Annotated in this window: 17 protein-coding genes; 9 read left to right on the top strand and 8 right to left on the bottom strand. The window is 45.3% G+C overall.

The features are described from left to right. Positions 1-52 precede the first annotated feature (52 nt). Positions 53-274 (top strand): hypothetical protein, encoded by a 222-nt coding sequence (locus OH461_RS05365; protein ID WP_270019573.1) that lies wholly within the window; start codon positions 53-55, stop codon positions 272-274. Between the two features lie 16 nt (positions 275-290). On the opposite strand, the gene OH461_RS05370 is transcribed toward OH461_RS05365, so the two are convergent. Further along, positions 291-539, bottom strand: a complete 249-nt coding sequence (locus OH461_RS05370; protein WP_270019574.1) for a DUF1289 domain-containing protein — start codon at positions 537-539, stop codon at positions 291-293. A 141-nt stretch (positions 540-680) separates the two neighbouring features. Between OH461_RS05370 and OH461_RS05375 the strand changes: the two genes are divergently transcribed. The 6 genes from OH461_RS05375 to OH461_RS05400 all read left to right on the top strand — a co-directional run bounded on the left by OH461_RS05375 (position 681) and on the right by OH461_RS05400 (position 6,472). Then, positions 681-1,130: an META domain-containing protein gene (locus OH461_RS05375; RefSeq protein ID WP_270019575.1), complete on the top strand. Its 450-nt coding sequence runs from the start codon at positions 681-683 to the stop codon at positions 1,128-1,130. A gap of 204 nt (positions 1,131-1,334) precedes the next feature. After that, positions 1,335-2,480, top strand: coding sequence for an ABC transporter substrate-binding protein (locus OH461_RS05380; protein ID WP_270019576.1), 1,146 nt, complete (start codon positions 1,335-1,337; stop codon positions 2,478-2,480). A 28-nt stretch (positions 2,481-2,508) separates the two neighbouring features. Continuing rightward, positions 2,509-4,209 (top strand): ABC transporter permease, encoded by a 1,701-nt coding sequence (locus OH461_RS05385; protein ID WP_270019577.1) that lies wholly within the window; start codon positions 2,509-2,511, stop codon positions 4,207-4,209. After that, a complete protein-coding gene (locus tag OH461_RS05390; RefSeq protein WP_270019578.1) occupies positions 4,175-4,825 on the top strand; it encodes an ATP-binding cassette domain-containing protein in 651 nt (216 codons plus the stop codon). The genes OH461_RS05385 and OH461_RS05390 overlap by 35 nt, the downstream gene beginning before the upstream one ends. After that, entirely contained in the window at positions 4,815-5,420 is a 606-nt protein-coding gene (locus OH461_RS05395; RefSeq protein WP_270019579.1) for a CDP-alcohol phosphatidyltransferase family protein, read from the top strand. The genes OH461_RS05390 and OH461_RS05395 overlap by 11 nt, the downstream gene beginning before the upstream one ends. 182 nt (positions 5,421-5,602) lie before the next feature. Continuing rightward, a complete protein-coding gene (locus OH461_RS05400; protein WP_270019580.1) occupies positions 5,603-6,472 on the top strand; it encodes a glycosyltransferase family 2 protein in 870 nt (289 codons plus the stop codon). A gap of 39 nt (positions 6,473-6,511) precedes the next feature. On the opposite strand, the gene OH461_RS05405 is transcribed toward OH461_RS05400, so the two are convergent. The 4 genes from OH461_RS05405 to OH461_RS05420 all read right to left on the bottom strand — a co-directional run bounded on the left by OH461_RS05405 (position 6,512) and on the right by OH461_RS05420 (position 11,423). Beyond that, the gene (locus OH461_RS05405; RefSeq protein ID WP_270019870.1) at positions 6,512-7,450 is read right to left on the bottom strand and encodes a class I SAM-dependent methyltransferase; all 939 of its coding nucleotides are present in this window, start codon (positions 7,448-7,450) and stop codon (positions 6,512-6,514) included. A gap of 5 nt (positions 7,451-7,455) precedes the next feature. Continuing rightward, complete coding sequence (locus OH461_RS05410; protein ID WP_270019581.1) at positions 7,456-8,154, bottom strand: TIGR01621 family pseudouridine synthase; 699 nt, start codon at positions 8,152-8,154, stop codon at positions 7,456-7,458. Between the two features lie 131 nt (positions 8,155-8,285). Further along, the gene (locus OH461_RS05415; RefSeq protein WP_270019582.1) at positions 8,286-9,905 is read right to left on the bottom strand and encodes a methyl-accepting chemotaxis protein; all 1,620 of its coding nucleotides are present in this window, start codon (positions 9,903-9,905) and stop codon (positions 8,286-8,288) included. A gap of 171 nt (positions 9,906-10,076) precedes the next feature. Then, positions 10,077-11,423: a sodium-dependent transporter gene (locus OH461_RS05420; protein WP_270019583.1), complete on the bottom strand. Its 1,347-nt coding sequence runs from the start codon at positions 11,421-11,423 to the stop codon at positions 10,077-10,079. A gap of 393 nt (positions 11,424-11,816) precedes the next feature. On the opposite strand from OH461_RS05420, the gene cls reads away from it, so the two are divergent. Both cls and OH461_RS05430 read left to right on the top strand, forming a co-directional pair. After that, a complete protein-coding gene (cls, locus tag OH461_RS05425) occupies positions 11,817-13,265 on the top strand; it encodes a cardiolipin synthase (protein WP_270019584.1) in 1,449 nt (482 codons plus the stop codon). Between the two features lie 110 nt (positions 13,266-13,375). After that, on the top strand, positions 13,376-14,581 hold the full coding sequence (locus OH461_RS05430) for a cystathionine beta-lyase (RefSeq protein WP_270019585.1): 1,206 nt from the start codon (positions 13,376-13,378) through the stop codon (positions 14,579-14,581). An 18-nt stretch (positions 14,582-14,599) separates the two neighbouring features. On the opposite strand, the gene OH461_RS05435 is transcribed toward OH461_RS05430, so the two are convergent. From OH461_RS05435 to OH461_RS05445, 3 genes are read right to left on the bottom strand one after another with little or no spacing between them, the layout of a single operon-like run. Beyond that, complete coding sequence (locus tag OH461_RS05435; protein WP_270019586.1) at positions 14,600-15,166, bottom strand: DNA-3-methyladenine glycosylase I; 567 nt, start codon at positions 15,164-15,166, stop codon at positions 14,600-14,602. A gap of 9 nt (positions 15,167-15,175) precedes the next feature. Continuing rightward, positions 15,176-18,274, bottom strand: a complete 3,099-nt coding sequence (locus OH461_RS05440) for an efflux RND transporter permease subunit (protein ID WP_270019587.1) — start codon at positions 18,272-18,274, stop codon at positions 15,176-15,178. Next, entirely contained in the window at positions 18,267-19,346 is a 1,080-nt protein-coding gene (locus OH461_RS05445; protein ID WP_270019588.1) for an efflux RND transporter periplasmic adaptor subunit, read from the bottom strand. Before OH461_RS05445 ends, OH461_RS05440 begins: the two co-directional genes overlap by 8 nt.

Genomic DNA, 19,346 nt, shown 5'->3' on the forward strand with positions numbered 1-19,346 from the left:
ATCTTTTCCAGTCCTAACTTTTCTAAAGGTCAACCAACACAGGACATCCGCTATGAAACGTGCTAGCAATTCGTACCGCCTTCAAATCATCAAAGAAGTTGCGACGAGGCAGCAACGACTGCAAAGCGGCGATCCTATGGCCAACCATATTCAAAAGCTTATCGATTCAGAACCAGAGTGTGAAAAAAGCATTGAACGCAACCATCGTTTTTCAGGCTGTCACTTTGATGAAAATGCGGGTGGATGGGTCAGTGATCAATGGGGATTGAAGTAAACATTAAAGGACAGGGTTAAAACAAATCTTGTTGAGGACTCTGAGGCTCAGTGGGTGTATTGCTATCAATTGATTTTGAGGACATTTTCCGTCTGTATCGTTGACGGCACAACTTAATGATGTGCAGCTGTTCTGCAGGAGAGAAGCTGAGCCAATTAAACCGCTCTTCACGTTTTCTCATGCACCCTTGGCAGTATCCTTTTTCATCCACTGAACAGACACCGACACACGGGTTGGGAATGGTGAAAAATTCTAGCTGCTGCATACCTTACCCCATTTTGTTTACATCCATTTTCTCGATAAAACTCTACACAACCATGACCAAAAACTGACACGATACCAATTGCTTAGCCTATAATTGCGCCACGACACTATGTCATCAAACACTTTTTTGGAGTTTATTACTATGAAGCTTAGCTCAAAAACACTCGTTGCTGCACTTACTCTGCCTGTTTTACTAACAGCGTGTGCAAGCCAAGGTGATGAAGTTCAACAGATTACTGCTTCAGATCTACAACATCATCACTGGGAACTGGTCAGCATTGACGGCGATGAGCTTGCGTTAGGTGACGAAGCAAAAGCACCAACGTTAGAAGTTGGCGAAAAGATGACTGCAAATGGTAATGCTGGCTGCAATAACTATTTTGGCCTTGCTGAACTTAAAGATATGAACCAATTCCGTATCGATAAAATGGGCATGACCATGAAGCTTTGCATGGGTCCAGCAAACGAAATCGAGCACAAGTTCGCTACGACATTATCAAGCTGGAGCGAAATGACGCTAACGAAAGAAAACCTTGTTTTAGCGGGTGAAAAACACACGCTAACATTCAAGTTAAGCGATTGGAAAAACTAAGCAATCCGCAAATAGAACTCAGACAAACTTAAAGCAGCCAATTTGGCTGCTTTTTTATTGCCAGCGCACAAAACGCATACAATTAGATAACAATCATGCCAAATACATAAAAAAATTAAAATTTTTCCGTCATAATGAATAGAAAACTGAACGACACCGGTCTAGCAATACAGACTCATAATTTAACAACGTCGAGGAATCATTATGACAAGGCTGTTGATACTCTTTTCTTCCTTAATCACTTCATTTTCACTTTTTGCTTCAGACACAAACTGGCAAGCGACGCTACAACAAGCGCAAGGCGAAACGGTCTATTTTCATGCTTGGGGTGGCAGCCAAGAAATTAATAACTACATTCGTTGGGCTGGTAACCAAGTAAAGCAAAAGTACGGTGTTACGCTAAAACACGTTAAGGTGACAGATATCGCTGAAACCACTACACGCCTTATCGCAGAAAAAGCGGCAGGCAAAAACAACGGTGGCAGTGTCGATATGGTTTGGATCAATGGCGAAAACTTTAAATCAATGAAGGATAACGATTTATTGTTCGGTCCTTTTGTAGAAAACTTGCCTAGTTGGCAGTTCGTCGACAAAACTCTGCCTGTTGACTCCGATTTTTCTGAGCCTACATTGGGCCTAGAAGCACCATGGGGCGTGGGACAACTTGTGTTTATTCACGACACTCAAACACTCAACAACCCTCCTGCTTCATTTGCTGAGCTTTTGAGCTACGCGCAAGCCTTTCCTAACCGCATCAGCTACCCAAAGCCGCCAGAATTTCATGGAACAAGCTTCTTAAAAGCATTACTTATCGAATTAACCGCTAATGCCCCTGCACTCAGTAAACCGGTTGAGCAAGCAGACTTCACGGCGATAACAGCGCCTCTTTGGCAATATCTCGATCAATTCCACAAAGTGGCTTGGCGTCAGGGTAAGCAGTTTCCAGCAAGTTCAACTGAAACCTTCCAATTACTCGATGATGGTCAGCTTGATTTGGCCGTTACCTTTAATCCAAATGCCGTATTTTCTGCCCAAGTAAGCGGTAATTTAGCCGAAACAACCAAAACCTATGCAATGCAAGCAGGTGCGTTATCCAATATCCACTTCCTTGCTATTCCATGGAACTCAAACGCTTCAGCTGGCGCTCAGGTAGTGATTAACTTTCTTTTAAGCCCAGAAGCCCAGTCACGCAAAGGTGACTTGGCCATTTGGGGTGATCCATCCGTGCTGGAAAATCAACATTTAACAGGAACAGCGAAGAACACTAAGCTGTTTACTTCTATTGCTGAGCCGCACCCTAGTTGGCAACCAGCGTTAGAAAAGGCGTGGTTAGAGCGCTACGGCCAATAAGTACCAAAAAAGAAAGATAGAGAGCCAGATGTTTAGAGCGAGCTATTTAATCCTCATTATTGTGTGTATTGCGCCAGTGGCCCCAGGGCTTATTGGCGTCTCGCTCTCTTCATTTGGTTACATACCACCAATAGGGTTAGAACAGCTTTCCCTCGGCGCTTATTCGTTGGTATTCGACTGGTCAGGCGTAGCGCAATCCATTTTTCTCACATTGTTTAGTAGTATTGCCAGTACATACCTCGCAGCACTTGTGTGTTTTGCTATCATTCAGCAACTCTGGTTTTCACGCCATTGGCGCAAAGTAGAAACCATGCTGTCACCTTTATTGGCGCTCCCCCATGTGGCCTTTGCCATCGGCTTTGCGTTTTTGCTTGCTCCCACCGGCGTATTTGCTCGAATTGCGCACGAAGTATTTAATCTAGCGCCAAACAACCAAACAACCGCTTGGTTTGTGAATGATGCCTACGCAATCGGGCTAACTCTTGCACTAGCGATGAAAGAAGTGCCGTTTTTACTCTTAATGAGTTTACCTATCTTACTGCAGTTAAATCTCGACAAAACGCATCACATTGCTAGTGCCTTAGGCTATTCGCCCTCGCAAATGTGGCTCAAAATCGTATTCCCTCAGTGGCTCAACAAGATGCGTTTCGCTTTATTTGCAGTCATCGCCTACGGTGCTGCTGTGGTGGATTTAAGTTTAATTCTTGGTCCTACCAACCCACCTACTTTTGCTGTGCTAGTGTGGCAATGGTTTAGTGATCCTGATTTGACGTTACTACCTAGAGCCTCAGCTGGAGCCATGGTGTTGTTTGCCATCGCTAGTGCGCTGTTGTTATTCGTAGTCGGCGTTGAAAAGCTGGCAACTCAGCAGTTAAATAAATGGCAATACTCTGGCCGCTATGGATTTTCGTTACCCGGAAAATCCTTTATTACGGCGATCTCTGCACTCGCTCTATTCATGTTGCCAATTATGCTGCTGTGGAGCTTTGCTCACCGTTGGCGTTTTCCCGACTTGCTACCGAGTCGATATAGCCTACGTTTTTGGCAGTTCGAATGGCAGAATATATGGCCAACTATCGAACAAAGTTTGCTGCTCGCGGTAATCACTGCATTCTTAGCCCTGTTCATGGGAATTATCGCCCAAGAGTATCGGGTCAAACATCGCTTCTCACTGCCAAACTACATCATTGCCTTACCCATGTTGGTGCCTCAACTCTCTTTGTTGTTCGGTCTGCAAATTACCACCCTCTATTTGGATAGCGACCAATTTATGCTTTGGGTGATTTGGTCACATCTGTTTTTTGCTTTTCCCTTTGTATATCTCGCCTTAGACGGGCCATGGCGAAGCTACAATGATAACTTCACCAAAACAGCGTTGAGCTTGGGCAAGAAGCCGTTATACGCTTTTGTCATGATTAAAGGTCGAATCTTGCTCCCTGCCCTGCTGTACGCATGGGCAATTGGTGCAAGCGTCAGCTTGGCGCAATACCTACCGACATTGATACTCGGAGGGGGACGCGTTGCAACCATCACCACCGAAGCGGTTGCGCTATCTAGCGGATTTGATCGCCGAGTCACCGCTATCTACGCAATCTGGCAAGCAATCCTGCCACTGATTTTCTTCATGATTTCTATGCTCATTAGCCACAAAGCTAGACAACGAACCTACACGCCAATTAAGGAAACTCTTGGTCATGACACTTTGTCTCAAAAACCTTTCCATCAATAAGCGTTCCGAAGAGGCGCTCATTCAAGACTTCAGTATCTCGGTAAAACCGGGAGAAGTGGCCTGTATGATGGGACCAAGTGGTTGTGGTAAATCAACGCTATTGAATGTTATCGCAGGCCACTTAAACAAAGACTTCAGTTACGACGGAGAAGTCTGGCTGAACGAACAGAATATTACGAAAGTACCGCCCCATGAGCGAGGCGTCGGCGTGCTATTCCAAGACGATTTACTTTTTCCACATCTCAACGTGTGGCAAAACCTCGCCTTTGCACTGCCCAATGATGTAAAAGGAAATCAAAGAAAGCAGTTAGCATTAGAAAACTTAGCCAAGGTTAACCTCACATCACTTGCAAATGCGTTTCCCGAGCAAATATCAGGGGGGCAACGAGCGCGAATTAGCTTACTGCGTATGCTACTTGCTCAACCCAAAGTCGCACTGTTGGATGAACCGTTCAGTAAGCTGGACCAGTCACTGCGCGAGCAATTTCGTGATTGGGTGTACGCACAACTCATTCAAGCCAATATACCTGCACTGCTCGTAACTCACGACCGAGATGATGCGCCAAGTAACGGCACCATTTATCAATGGCCAAAGGAGAACCAACATGCTGGATAAATTCAGTATCAAAGCCATTCGTTGGCCTTTAACTCAAATGGCATCTCTACTCGATCATCTGGGAGTGACAGCCAACGCAACCACTTTGTTTGGATTTGCTATAGGTTGCTTGGCACTACCCGCGCTTATTTTTGAACAATATTGGCTAGCGCTCATGTTCATTATTGGTAATCGGGTCTGTGATGGCCTTGATGGCGCACTAGCGAGACGACAAGGAATTACCGACGCTGGCGGTTTTTTAGATATTAGCCTCGACTTTTTATTCTATTCCTTGGTTCCGTTTGGCTTTGTTCTCGCCAATCCTGAAAGTAACGCTATTGCCGGTGCTTTCCTGATTTTCTCTTTTATTGGCACTGGATCGAGCTTTTTGGCCTTTGCGGTGATGGCAGGGAAAAGAGGCATTGAGAACCCAACCTATCAAAACAAGTCGCTCTACTATATGAGTGGCTTAACCGAAGGCACCGAGACCATCGCTTGCTTTGTGCTGTTTTGTCTGTTGCCGCAGCACTTCGCGATCATTGCTTACCTATTTGGGGCGGCATGCTGGTTTACCACATTCACTCGGATTTACTCTGGCTTTCAAACTCTCAAATAGTGATCTAAATCACTACAAATTGTAATCAGTGAAATGGTCTGTCTTAAGTTTCATTTGATATTAAACGGGTATAGTACAGAGGTTTATTTTACGACTCACCATTGGGAACATGCGCTGATTAATAGAAGAAAAGAAGTTAATACACCTTCTTTTAAACGTCAGTGTAAATAAATGGATTGCCCGTGATTAGTAAAATTTTTTCCCATATATCAAAACGCATCGCAATTGAGTCAAAAGTAAAAGAACAAGTATTAATCGATCGCTACACCCATTCATGTTTAGAGTCGGAAAAATCACTGATCAACCCCGACTCTGCGCATAACATCATGATTAGTTTAACCAGCTACTCATCGCGCGTGAGTTTGGTTTATCTCACTATCGAGTCTTTAGGCGCACAGACCATCAAACCTAACAGTATTGTGCTTTGGTTGGATGAAAATGAATTTACCATGGAGACGCTGCCCGGAACGCTAAAACGTCAGATCGAACGTGGCTTAACGGTTAAGTTCACACCTAACACTGGATCTTATAAGAAGCTATTTCCTGCTATCGATTCTGCACCAGACATGCACATCATCACAGTCGATGATGACATTCTTTATCCTTACGATCTGGTAGAGCGCTTATACAAACAACACCAGAAAAAACCTGAAGCCATCATTGGTTGCCGCGCGCATCAAATTCAACGTGGTAAAAATAATGAACCACTCCCTTACGCCAATTGGAGTTTTGAAATTGATGAGCCAACTGCGGGAGATGCTTTTATTACCTCTGGTGGAGGGACATTTTTCCCGGCTAATGAGCAACGAAAATCGCTGAAAGACACCGATCTTGCTATCAGATTATGCCCGAACGCCGATGATGTTTGGATTAACTGCGTCGCTAAATCGGTTGGCATTGAGATCAATAAAGTCCCGCTCAATACCCATTACAGAAAGAAATTCCTATTCTTGTCTAATGACTCAGAAGAGTTGAAACACGCCAACGTCGAAGGCGGCTTAAACGACAAATACCTAAACATCATGCAGCAACAACTCGGCTCGCACCTCTAAATGAAAAAAGCCCCTTTCGGGGCTTTTTACTTATTTCACTTAGGCTTTTTTAAACACCAAACATTTTAACGCTGCTTGGTCGTCCGTGTCTGGGAACTCTGGCGGGTTATCCAGTCGTTCGACGTACTGAAGTGTCGGCGCCTCTTGTTTCATACCATCAATTAAAAAGTCGCAGTTAACCACTGGCGAGTTAACACATGCTAATACTTGGCCACCATCCGCTAGAAGGTCAGGTAGGCGACGTAAGATTTTTTGATAATCTTTGGTCAGTGCAAAGCTACCTTTTTGAAACGACGGTGGGTCAATAATGATCAAGTCGTACTGGCCGGCTTTCTTAATCTTGCCCCAAGACTTAAAAATATCATGGGCAAAAAAGCGAACTTGATTGATGTTGTGACCATTAATTTTATGGTTCTCGCGCCCTTTTGAGAGCGACGACTTTGCCATATCCACGTTAACAACGCTATCCGCGCCACCACTGATGGCAGCCACTGAAAAGCCACAGGTATAAGCGAACAAATTGAGGACATTCGCCTGATGGGCATTTTTCTTAACCCAATCTCGGCCCAATCGCATATCTAAGAACAAGCCAAAATTCTGGTTACGGCCGATATCAAGCTGATACTTCAGGCCAGACTCCATCACCACAGGTCTTGAGTCTAACTCGCCCACCAGAACCTCTGATGGCGCACCATCGGTATAACGATGCTGAAGCACCATTGAACGGCCCTGTTTCTCTTGCCATAACGCACTGTTGCTTAATGTCATTAGCCCCTGTTTAAGCTCATTTAAAAACTCAGACGATACTGGCTTAAACAAATTTACGATTAATTGCCCTTGCAACCAATCACAAGTAAGTTGCTCAAGCCCCGGCCAATGGCGACCACGGCCATGGAAAAGACGGCGAACTTCATTAGGCGCGTCGGTTAACTGACCATTTAGATGTTCAAAAAACACTGGCAGCTGTTCTATTTGCATAGACTCTATGATTTGTTGATTTTCGGCCATGTTAGGCTCCAAGGTTCCAGCCATTGGTCAATACCTTCGCTTGTCGTTGATTGATGCCATTTACTACCCAACGCTTGATAGTCACGGGGGTCACAGATAAATTCAAATGTATCCTCTAAATATGAAAATCTTAGAGCAAATGCGTGCAAATAGCCTCGATCAGAATGGGAGGATGGGTTGTATATAGGGTCACCCACAATGGCAGAACCCACTGATTTTATCGCTACACGAATTTGATGGGTCTTACCCGTATGAGGTTTGCAAAGAAACAGTCGCTCGCCCGGCTCTGCCGCTAACGAGAAAAACTGCGTTACCGCCGGATTAATCTGACTGTTTAGTAGCTTCCAAGCAGAGCGTCTTGAGCGTTCCATATCCCCTGAGATTAATCCCTGTTTTTTCTTCGGCTTCTTGCTGCCAATTGCCAAATAAAACTTTTCTACTTGTCTATTCGCAAAAGCTTGCGACAACAGGCTCGCTGCTTGGGCAGTTCGCGCCAACAACAAAATACCAGAGGTCATTTTGTCTAGCCGATGAACAAGGTATAACTGAGATTCTCCCAGTTGGTTCGCCACCTCTTGGACCAACATAGTATCGCCGTCATCTCTATGTACGGAGACATTAGGGTGTTTGTTGATTACAACAAATTGAGGATGGGTAAAAAGAATATCGAACATGAAGCCACTCCACTTTGGAGTGCAAGAGTATATACCTAAAGCAAAATGAGCCAAACCCCAGTCAGGAGTTTGGCTCATTCAATTTACTATAAATCAGCTGTTTGATTACTATCTCAGCAAATAGTAGAGAGTTACGCTAGGCGGAACTTACCCACTAAGGCTTCAAGTTCAGAAACGCGGTCATTTAAGCCTGCTACACGGCTAGAGCTGCTATTCGCAAGTTCCAGTGAGCGTGTAGAAATGTCACTGATTGAAGTAATATCTGCCGCAATCTCTTTGGTTACTGCTGTTTGCTCTTCTGCAGCAGTCGCAATCGAATTGATCATGCTTTGAACATGAGAAGCGCCCGAGACAATCTCTTCTAACGCACTAACCGCACCCGAACTTTGACTTACGCCAATTTCAACTAAGCGGCAGTTATCTTCTGTAAAGGTCACCGCTTCTTGAGTGCCTGTTTGAATCGCTTGGATAATCCCTGAAACTTCTTGGGTCGCTTTGGTCGTTCTCTCAGCAAGAGCGCGAACCTCATCGGCTACAACCGCGAAACCACGACCAAACTCACCAGCTCGCGCCGCTTCAATTGCAGCATTCAAAGCTAATAGGTTAGTTTGTTCAGCGATGTCTTCAATCACTTTGATGACACTACCAATCTTTTCACCATGGCTACCAAGTTGGTTCATCTGTGAGGACATATCTGCCATTTGTTGGCTAACTTGTTGAATGCTGCTCACCATCTCAACAATCACTTGGCGGCCTTCTTCCGCCGATTGCTCAGAGCGCTTAGACTCTTCATAAGTAGCAGCGCCTTGCTGTGCCACTTCCGAAATGGTCAAACTTAACTCTTCTGCTGCGGTTGCGATTAGGCTGGCTTTATCCGCTTGTGAAGAAGCACCAGTCACAATGTCGCCGCTTACTGAAGATAGCTCTCCTGTCACATGCTTAACCTCTGAAGCAACGGTTGAGATTGAGCCGATCAGCGTGACTAATGAACCTTGCATGCGGTTGATTGAACGCGCAAGGTTTGACAACTCATCACCTGAATTGTCGCTAATTTCTTCGGTAGAAAGATCGCCATCAGCGACTTTTTGTGCAACTTCATCCAATTTGGTCAATCGAGTGGTTATAGAGTGAGATAGGATGTAAGCGATAACACAAGTCAGGGCAATCGCAATCGAAGAGAGCACCATGATGGTGTATTCAATTTTGGCAAATGAATCACTCAAACCAACCAGCGCTTCATGAGAGCTCACTTCACCAGCCGATGTCGCTTCATCTAAAATGTTTTCAATCGGCACTAAGTATTGCTGATAACCGCGATTAAGCAGAGGAATGACCGCCGCAAGAGTATAGTTGCGGCTTTCTAACAACGGGACAATGTTGTTTTCAAAATCAGAAGTAAAGGCCTTCATCAAGCCTTCAACTTTCACTACTTGCTGATAATCGCTGCCACCTTTGGTTTCTAGCGTTTTAAGCAGAGCGACATCATCCGCAAACTCTTGCTTGTTAGCGTAATATGCTTCTAACGCCCCTTTTACCCCCGTGACTGCACCAGTCGCATCACGGTACACATCGCCAGCGTTATCAATCATGGTTAGATAACCCACTAACTCTGGCACGTCATCTTGTCGAATCTCATCAGCCACTGCGTGCGATGAATACACTTCACTCCAGATGATCGAAACCATAATCATTAGAATCGCCAAAATACTTCCAAAGCCGGCGTACAACTTCTTTCTAACTGATAGATTCACTTCCGCTTACCTTCTAAATTGTAATTGTTATTTAAATGGGGATTTGTGCTAACCAGGAAATTTAAAATAGGTCAGTGTCATGTTATCGGCCCAATTCAGGCAAACTTGATACGCAATTGAACTAATATAAAAAAAGCCTCTAATACTAGAGGCTTTTTGCGAGTGAGTTCACTAAATAATTGAGAAGATGAACACGGCTAAGATAGCGACAGGACAAACAATGCGTACGTACCAAGGCCAAATCTTCCAGAACAACCCTTGCTCAATTTCAGGATTACCTTCTTTCAGCTCATTCAATAGCTTGTTTCGGTTCCAAATCCAACCGACTACGATTGCCCATACCACCCCCAGTAACGGCTGCATATAAACAGTCGAGATATCAGCCACAAGTCCAAACAGCGAACCAAAGTTTAGCGAGATAATAATACTTAGAATTAGGATAGCACCACCAATAACCCAAGTTGCTTTGGTGCGATCCATCTTAAGTTCGTCTTGAGCACACGATACTGGTACTTCAAGCATAGAGATAGAAGATGTTAAAGCAGCAATCACCATAAGAATAAAGAAGCCAGTTCCGACAACTACCCCAACAATACCTTCCAACGAATGGAACATTGAAGGCAACACAGCAAATACTAAATCGCCCGAACTTTTTAGCTCACCAGCGTCAGTAAAGATTTCTACACCATTATTTCTCGCCACAAACATCGCAGGCAAAATCAGTAGGCCAGCACCGAATGCAACACCCGTATCTACTGCTGCAACCTGAGCAGCGGTTTTTGGAATGTTCACATCTTTCTTAAGGTATGAGCCGTACACCATCATGGAGCCAACACCTAGAGATAGCGAGAAGAACGCTTGACCCATTGCATCAACAATCAAGCTTGGTGTCACATGAGAAAGATCTGGCACAAGGTACATATTGAGACCTTCCATCGCGCCGTCTTGAGTGAAGATATAGATGATCATCACACCAAACAACGCGAATAACACAGGCATCAAGCGAGATGACCACTTCTCAATACCGTCAGCGACACCCTTTTGAACAACGTAAATGGTAAGCAAAGAAAACAGCACTGCTAAAACAACGTTACGGCTACCACTAAAATTGGTTAACCAATCTGCAGCTGACTGAAAACCAATGAACTCGAGCGCTGGAGCAGCTGAGAAGCCCATCAACCAACCCGCAAGAATTGAGTAGAAACTCAAAATCATCGAAGCGGCAATCATGGCGACTAAACCAAATAGCCCCGCCGCCGTGCGATTTTTAGTCCATACCTTACGCAGCGATGAAATTGGGTTAGATTGTCCATATCGGCCAACCGTTAGCTCAGCCACCAACATTGGAAATGCAATCAAAAAGACCATTGCTAAATAGATGACTAGAAATGCTGCGCCGCCATTACTCGCGGCTTTCGTCGGAAAGCCCCAAACATTACCTAATCCGACAGCTGAACCAGCGGCTGCCATAATAAAGCCCAGTTTCGATGAGAAATGGCCTCTTGAGTTACTCGCCATAGTGTTAATACCCATTGTTGTGTTTGCAGGTAGGCGTCTAAAATGTGGGTGTAAATTTAAGTTTACACTTTTATAAAATATAAGTGACGCTCGATTTGTAGCAAGTAAAACAGTTTGAGATTAAAATTGGAACCCCAAGAGTTCTATTTTCTATTTAAAACCCTTACCACATCGATTAAATGCTGCTTTTTTAAGCAGAGAAAACGATTTCTATCGCATTTTACATTCTCATAACACAAATCCACTTTTTCCAACACAAACCTCAGCCTCCCAAATCCCCCATGTTTTAAAAATGATGAATAGCGGAAGCTTTTACTGTGAAGATCGCGAGAAACAGCTTACTATTTAACAATCACTTACAGGCAACCGTCACCCCACTGTTTAGGCTGAGATATGGAACAGTTTTATCACTTTGTCACTATAGCTAGCATTGTGCTGTACTGGATCCTCGTCGCAGGTGTCACCTTGCGAGTGGTATTAAAACGCCGCGCGGTGAGTGTATCGCTCGCGTGGTTGATGGTTATCTACATCATCCCTATTGTAGGGGTTGGTTGTTACTTCTTATTCGGTGAGCTAAACCTAGGTAGAAAGCGCGCTGAACGCGCTAAAGAAATGCTAACTCCATTTGCAGAATGGTTTTCAAGCCTTAGCGATTGTTCCGCCCACTCGCCAGAGAAATTCGGCCGTCACATCTATCGCATCGATGAGCTTTGTAATAATCGTCTTGGTTTACCTGCATTAAGCGGCAACGAGCTCTCTTTACAACAATCTCCTGAAGAGATCATGCGTTCGGTGATTGATGATATTGACCATGCGCAACACTCGATACGCATGGTTTTCTATATTTGGCACCCCGGCGGCATGGCTGATGAAGTGGGTAACGCTCTTATTCGTGCAGCCGAGCGTGGCGTTGAAATTAAACTCCTCCTCGATTCTGCCGGTAGCCCACGCTTTTTCCGCAGTCCTTGGGTCGGGAAAATGAAAACCGCTGGCATTAAAGTAGTCGAAGCATTAGCAGTAAGCCCATGGCGTATTTTCCTGCGTAGATTGGATCTAAGACAGCACCGCAAGATCATCGTTATTGATGAAACCATTGGCTATACCGGTTCAATGAACATGGTTGATCCCGCCTACTTCAAGCAAGATTCTGGCGTCGGTCAATGGATTGATATCATGGTGAGAATTACTGGCCCTACGGTCAATGTTCTTTCTGCGGTGCACAGTTGGGACTGGGAAGTAGAAACAGGTGAACGTGCTTTTCCTCCTACCCCACAGTGCCAAACTCTCGCTTCAGAACATCCAGTACAAGTCGTGCCATCAGGCCCTGGTATGCCAGAGTATTTGATCTATCAAGTGCTCACGTTAGCGATAAACCAAGCCAATCAATCGGTACGTATTACAACGCCCTATTTTGTACCGAGCGCCGATCTGCTTGAAACGCTTAAAATGACTGCACAACGAGGCATTAAAGTCGAACTCATCATTCCACATAAAAATGATTCAATTATGGTCCAATGGGCTTCTCGGGCGTTTTACAGTGAACTACTGGAAGCTGGAGTAAAGATCTACGAGTTTTATGGCGGTCTATTGCACACCAAATCGGTCGTTATTGATGAGCAGTTCTGCTTAGTTGGCACAGTTAACATGGATATGCGCAGCTTATGGCTTAACTTCGAACTTACCTTAGCCATTGATGACCAAGACTTTACCCAACAAATGTACGACCTGCAAAAAGGCTATATGGAGCAGTCCCATACGGTCGATATGACTCAATGGCGTCAGCGCACCTTGTATTCTCGTTTCCTTGAGCGCGTGTTCTATTTGTTTAATCCGCTATTGTAGGCGATTAACTTGTTTTACATTTTATCCGGCCGCAAGCTATTCAATTCCTTGCTATTCGTGGTGCAGCGTGGTTTAAATAGAGCAACTCGAAACAGAGACAAGGAATTCTTATGTCAGAAGGTAAGCAGACCAAATATGTAACCGCAGGTCGTGACAAAAAATGGACAAATGGTGTCGTTAACCCCCCAGTACAAAGAGCCTCAACGGTAGTATTTGATACTGTGGCTGAAAAGCATCATGCCACCGTTAATCGCGCTAACAAAACACTCTTTTATGGCCGTCGCGGCACCAACACACACTTCGCCTTTCAAGACGCAATGGTTGAGATTGAAGGCGGTGCAGGTTGTGCACTATACCCGTGTGGCACCGCGGCCATTTCTAATGCCATCTTATCTTTTGTCGAAACTGGCGATCACATTTTGATGGTGGATACCTGCTACGAACCGACTCGCGATTTTTGCGATAAGATCATGAAGAAAATGGGCGTAGAGACGACCTATTACGACCCAATGATTGGTGCAGAGATTGAAACGCTCATTCAACCGAACACAAAAGTTCTGTTCCTTGAATCTCCGGGTTCAATCACGATGGAAGTGCAAGATGTTCCGACCATGGCGGACATTGCTCACCAGCATAATATCGTCGTGATGCTCGATAACACATGGGGCGCGGGTGTGAACTTCTCCCCGTTTGAGTTCGGCGTTGATATCTCAATTCAAGCCGCCACCAAATACATTGTTGGCCACTCTGATGTGATGCTAGGAACAGCTGTCGCTAACGAAAAATGTTGGGATCAATTGCGTGAACAAAGCTACCTAATGGGTCAATGCGTCTCTCCTGATGATGCCTATCTAGGTTTGCGCGGTATTCGCACTTTAGATGTTCGCTTACGCCAACATGCGCAAAGCAGCTTAAAAGTGGCCCAATGGCTACAGTCTCGACCAGAAGTTGACCATGTTCGCCACCCTGCTCTGGATACGTGTCCCGGCCACCAATTCTTCGAGCGTGATTTTAGTGGCGGTAATGGGCTATTTTCATTTGTACTAAAAACCAGTTACCCACGTGCCACTACCGCACTGCTTGATGGCATGAAACATTTTAGTATGGGCTACTCTTGGGGCGGGTTTGAAAGCCTCATTTTAGCTAACGAGCCAAAAAGTTTTAACTCATTACGCACAGTCGCTAACCCTAACTTTTCAGGGACACTAGTCCGTGTACATATTGGTTTAGAAGACGTCGACGATTTAATTGCCGATTTAGAAGCAGGCTTTGAGCGATATAACGCACTTATTCTAGAAAAAGCCGCAACAAGTTAGCAGATAAAAATCAGGGGCTTATTTAGCCCCTGTTTTTCTGGGACAACCATCAAGATGGTCATCAACCATACCTACCGCTTGCATAAAGGCATAACAGATTGTTTCACCAACAAACTTAAAGCCACGCTTTTTCAAAAACTTGCTCAACGCTTTTGACGTTTCTGTGGATGCAGGAACTTGAGACATCTCTTGCCAATGATTGACGGTAGGTTCACCGCCAACTTGTGACCAAAGCGCGTTGGATAAACTGCCATATTCATCAATCAACGCCAGCGCTGCTTGCGCATTGGTAAATACGGAAGCAATTTTGCCCCGATGCTTAACCACATCAAACTGAGCAATGATTTGCTCTACACGTACCTCTCCATGTTGACTTAACTTATGCAAATCATAATCTTCAAATGCAGCTCTATACCCATCTCGCTTTTTCAAGATAGTTATCCAACTGAGCCCTGCTTGCGCTCCCTCTAGGGTGATAAATTCAAATAATGTTTTGTCATCATAAACAGGGACGCCCCATTCACTATCGTGGTATTCCTTCTCTAGCGGGTGATTTAGCGCCCATGCGCAGGTTTGCGTTGTCATATTACTCTTTTACTCTGGAACGGCTAATCGATGGAACATACGATACAACACTGGTACCACGATTAATGTCAGTACGGTCGCAAAGCCCAAACCAAACATAATAGTAACCGCCATGGGTTTGAAGAAGATATCAGGCAACAAAGGTACCATACCCAATATCGTTGTTACCGCCGCCATACAAACGGGTCGAACACGGCTAACCGCTGCATCCACCACTGCGATATAAGGGTCTTTACCCGATTTCATCTCAATTTCAATTTGGTCGAGTAGAACAATACCGTTTTTCAATAACATCCCTGACAAACTTAAGAAACCGAGTAGCGCCATGAACCCAAATGGCGTATTAAGAGCCAGTAAGCCCGTTGTTACCCCAATCAAAGCCAGAGGCACAGTAAGCCAAACAATTAAAGGCTCTTTCACCGAGTTGAACAAGAACACCGTAATCAGGAACATAAACAGATAGCCCAACGGCATGGTTGTGAACAAGGAAGCTTGAGCTTCACCCGATGATTCATACTCACCGCCCCACTCTAGCGAGTAACCCGGCGGTAGTTCTATCGCCTCTATTTGAGTTTGTAACCGCTTTTGTAATGTCGCGGCCGTTTCCTCTCCTAACAAATCCGGATCAGCCATGATTGTGAGCATGCGTTTACGGTTCTTACGCACAATAATTGGGTCTTCCCAACGCGTATCGTAGCCTAGCGTCACCTGTTGCAGCGGAATGTATTCGCCTAGCGCTGGGCTCCAAATTTTCATTCCCTCAATGTTGCGAATATCGACCCGCTCTTCCTCAGGCAGACGAGCCACAATCGGCATCAAGGTCGTACCGTCTCGATAGACACCAACCGACGTTCCAGAGAATGACATCGCAAGGAAATCATCCACGTCTGACTTAGTGATACCATAACGGCGCGCTTGGCTTTCATTAAACTGCGGCTCAAGTACTTTCGTGCGTTCGCGCCAATCATGACGAATATTAGTTGCTCCGGGATCGGCATGCATAATATCTTCAACTTGCGCCGCAACGGAGCGAAGCACAGTCGGATCTGAACCTATAATTCGGGCCTCAATTTTCGCGCCGCCACCAGGGCCAAGCTCGATCTGTTTCAGCTTATAGTTGACCTCAGGCATGGTCGATTCCACATAAGCGCGAAAACGCGTCATCAGATCGGCCAAGATTTCATAGCTCTCAACACGGGTCGTAATTTCACCATAGGCGGCATAACTTTTTTCTGGCGCATAGGTCAACATGAAGCGTTGTAACCCCTTACCAGCGGTGGTGGTCACATGCTCGACGCCTTGTTGTGAGGCAATCCAAGCTTGCAACGCTTTCAGCTTAGTATTGGTCGCGCGTATATCTGTCCCTTCTGGCAACCAAACATCCACTTGGAACATCGGTGTCGTCGATGATGGGAAGAAAGATTGTTTCACATGGGTAAACCCATAAACACTGGCAAACAAACCCAACACACACACAATGACTGTCAGCCAGGCTCGCTTCATACAAAGCTGTAAGAAGTTTTTGTACACCACGAAGATCACACCATTGTAAGGGTCGCTATCTTCATCTTGCTGCGCTTGCTTTTGCCCTTTGAAAAACAGATCAGCAGAGAAAGGCGTTAGTGAAATCGCCGTAAACCAACTGAGCATTAAGGAGATAAGCAATACACTGAACAAGGTGCCACAATACTCACCCGTTGCATCTTGAGAAAGACCAATCGGTGCAAACGCGGTAACCGCAATCACCGTCGCACCAAGCAAAGGCCACTTGGTTTGAGTGACGATATCTGTCGCCGCTTGCATTCTCGTTCGCCCTTTTTGGGTACCAATCAATATCCCTTCAACCACCACAATGGCGTTATCCACCAGCATACCTAGCGCGATCACTAATGCGCCGAGCGAGATGCGCTGTAAGTCGATTTGGTAGTACTTCATGAAAATGAATGTACCTAATACGGTAAGCAGCAATATAAGGCCAATCAGCAAGCCTGAACGTAGCCCCATAAAGAACAGCAACACGATGATAACAATGGCGACCGCTTGACCAAGGCTGACAACAAAACCGCTGACCGATTTATCCACTTCTTTTGGCTGGCTGTAAATTTCTGATATTTCAATGCCCACTGGTTGCTGATATTTCAGCTCAGCAAGGCGGTGGTCAAATCGAGTACCAACATCAACAACATTGACCCCTTGTGCAAATGAGACCCCAACATTAAGTGCTAGCCGACCATTGAAGGTAATGATATTGCTAGGTACTTCAACGTAACCACGTTCGATGCTGGCGACATCACGTAAGTAAATCAAACCTTGAGCACCGCTTTCAGTGATGATCAGGTCGCCTAACTGCTCTACATTTTGGAACTCACCGGTTGGATGAATACGAATATATTCATCGCCAATTCGCACCGCTCCAGCCGATGAGACGACGTTTTGCGTTGAAAGCAAGTTAAATACGGTTGTTGGTGAAAGCCCTAGACTACTCAATCGTTTCATCGAAATTTCAATGAACACTTGTTCTTGCTGCTGCCCCGTGACAGAGACTTTACTAACCCCATCCACCAACTCAAGTTCGCGGCGCAGATAATCTACATAATCCAACAGCTCTTTGTATGAATACCCTTCCCCTGTGACCGCAAGCAAGATCCCGTAGACATCACCGAAGTCATCAATCACTTGAGGGTCATTGACTCCGGGCGGTAACGTCCCTTTTAAATCATTCACTTTGCGGCGTAACTCATCCCAAATTTGCGGTAAATCATCGGGGCCATAATTGTTCTTCATTGAAACGCTAATTTGCGACAAACCACGGCTAGAAATCGAGTTCACTTCATCCACGTAAGTCAGCTGCTGTATCGCTTTCTCTAGCGGGTAAGTCACTTCCTCTTCCACTTGTTGAGGCGTTGCTCCGGGGTAAGATGTCACCACCATGGCATCTTTGATGGTAAACGCTGGGTCTTCTAACCGCCCCAAGCCAAAGAATGAAGCGACACCACCAATCAAAAAGATCAGCGCTATCATCCAACTAATTACACGATTGCGAATAAAATACGCGGCAATGCCCGTTTGGCTATCATCCGGATTATTCTGCTCTACTTGATTACTCATTGGCCGCCTCCTGTGCTAGTGCAACACGCATCCCATCACGTAATCGACTAATGCCCGCGATCACTATCTGCTGCCCTTGGTCTAATCCCGACAAAACTTGAATGCTATTTTGGCTTGCCGCCCCAACCACTATTTTGGTTTTGCTTACGGTACTGTCTTGGTTAAGCACCCATACAAACTTATTCGCTCGGTCAATATCATCACCATCGGCATTAAACATGGCTTCGATTGGTATCATTACCCCCTGTTTAAGATCCAATCCAACCTGCTCGCTTTTTGAAGTGACTTCGACCGCCATACCATCAAGGATGTATTCGTTCTCAGGCATTGGAAGTGACAGAGTCACGTTGAAGGTGCCAGTGTTTGGATCTGGCTCAGTGGTAAACTCTTTGATGGTAGCGTGGTACTCGTTTCCGCTTGGCACTTTAACCACCGCATCAATTTGCGCCAGCTTGTCTTGCTCTGGTTGATTGACGTAAATTCTGTCTGGCAGCTGAATCAATACTTCTACGCTATCTAAACTATGGATGTTCACCACCTGTTGGCCTACCTGAACATTCTCAAACTGATCAACCGATACCCGTGAAATAATGCCATCCACTGGCGCTTTGATTTGCGTGAAAGATAAACGCAGCTTAGCGAGTTGCAGTTCGGCATAGGCGATTTGTCGCTCGGCCGCTATCTCATCAAATTGAGACTTAGCCAATAACCCTTTCTTCACTAACGGGCTTGAGCGCTTGTATTGACTATTGATAACGCTGTAACGCGCAGAGGCGTTATCCACCTCCAATTGGTAATCAGTCGGATCTAACTGTGCCAAAACCATATCTTGGGTGACTTTATCCCCTTCTTTGACGAAGACGCGGCTGATTTCACCAGCAACACGAAAGCTCAAATGTGACTTTTCTGCGGCATGAGCCACCGCAGGAAAATACAAATTATCGTTCTTTTGATTCGAACCTAAGGTCACAACCTTCACTTTTGGTGCGCCAAAATCTACATACTGAGGTTCACCACCACAAGCGGATAAAATCATTGCGGCTGCGAGAAAAAACCAAACTCTTGATTTCAT

The sequence above is a fragment of the Vibrio sp. LaRot3 genome (assembly GCF_027587025.1).
Taxonomy (GTDB): Bacteria; Pseudomonadota; Gammaproteobacteria; order Enterobacterales; family Vibrionaceae; genus Vibrio.

What these genes read in the sequence shown, in the direction of transcription:
- OH461_RS05365 (WP_270019573.1), top strand. Translation starts at nt 53, where the DNA reads ATGAAACGTGCTAGCAATTCGTACCGCCTTCAAATCATCAAAGAAGTT.
- OH461_RS05370 (WP_270019574.1), bottom strand. Translation starts at nt 539, where the DNA reads ATGCAGCAGCTAGAATTTTTCACCATTCCCAACCCGTGTGTCGGTGTC.
- OH461_RS05375 (WP_270019575.1), top strand. Translation starts at nt 681, where the DNA reads ATGAAGCTTAGCTCAAAAACACTCGTTGCTGCACTTACTCTGCCTGTT.
- OH461_RS05380 (WP_270019576.1), top strand. Translation starts at nt 1,335, where the DNA reads ATGACAAGGCTGTTGATACTCTTTTCTTCCTTAATCACTTCATTTTCA.
- OH461_RS05385 (WP_270019577.1), top strand. Translation starts at nt 2,509, where the DNA reads ATGTTTAGAGCGAGCTATTTAATCCTCATTATTGTGTGTATTGCGCCA.
- OH461_RS05390 (WP_270019578.1), top strand. Translation starts at nt 4,175, where the DNA reads ATGACACTTTGTCTCAAAAACCTTTCCATCAATAAGCGTTCCGAAGAG.
- OH461_RS05395 (WP_270019579.1), top strand. Translation starts at nt 4,815, where the DNA reads ATGCTGGATAAATTCAGTATCAAAGCCATTCGTTGGCCTTTAACTCAA.
- OH461_RS05405 (WP_270019870.1), bottom strand. Translation starts at nt 7,450, where the DNA reads ATGCAAATAGAACAGCTGCCAGTGTTTTTTGAACATCTAAATGGTCAG.
- OH461_RS05410 (WP_270019581.1), bottom strand. Translation starts at nt 8,154, where the DNA reads ATGTTCGATATTCTTTTTACCCATCCTCAATTTGTTGTAATCAACAAA.
- OH461_RS05420 (WP_270019583.1), bottom strand. Translation starts at nt 11,423, where the DNA reads ATGGCGAGTAACTCAAGAGGCCATTTCTCATCGAAACTGGGCTTTATT.
- cls (WP_270019584.1), top strand. Translation starts at nt 11,817, where the DNA reads ATGGAACAGTTTTATCACTTTGTCACTATAGCTAGCATTGTGCTGTAC.
- OH461_RS05430 (WP_270019585.1), top strand. Translation starts at nt 13,376, where the DNA reads ATGTCAGAAGGTAAGCAGACCAAATATGTAACCGCAGGTCGTGACAAA.
- OH461_RS05435 (WP_270019586.1), bottom strand. Translation starts at nt 15,166, where the DNA reads ATGACAACGCAAACCTGCGCATGGGCGCTAAATCACCCGCTAGAGAAG.
- OH461_RS05440 (WP_270019587.1), bottom strand. Translation starts at nt 18,274, where the DNA reads ATGAGTAATCAAGTAGAGCAGAATAATCCGGATGATAGCCAAACGGGC.
- OH461_RS05445 (WP_270019588.1), bottom strand. Translation starts at nt 19,346, where the DNA reads ATGAAATCAAGAGTTTGGTTTTTTCTCGCAGCCGCAATGATTTTATCC.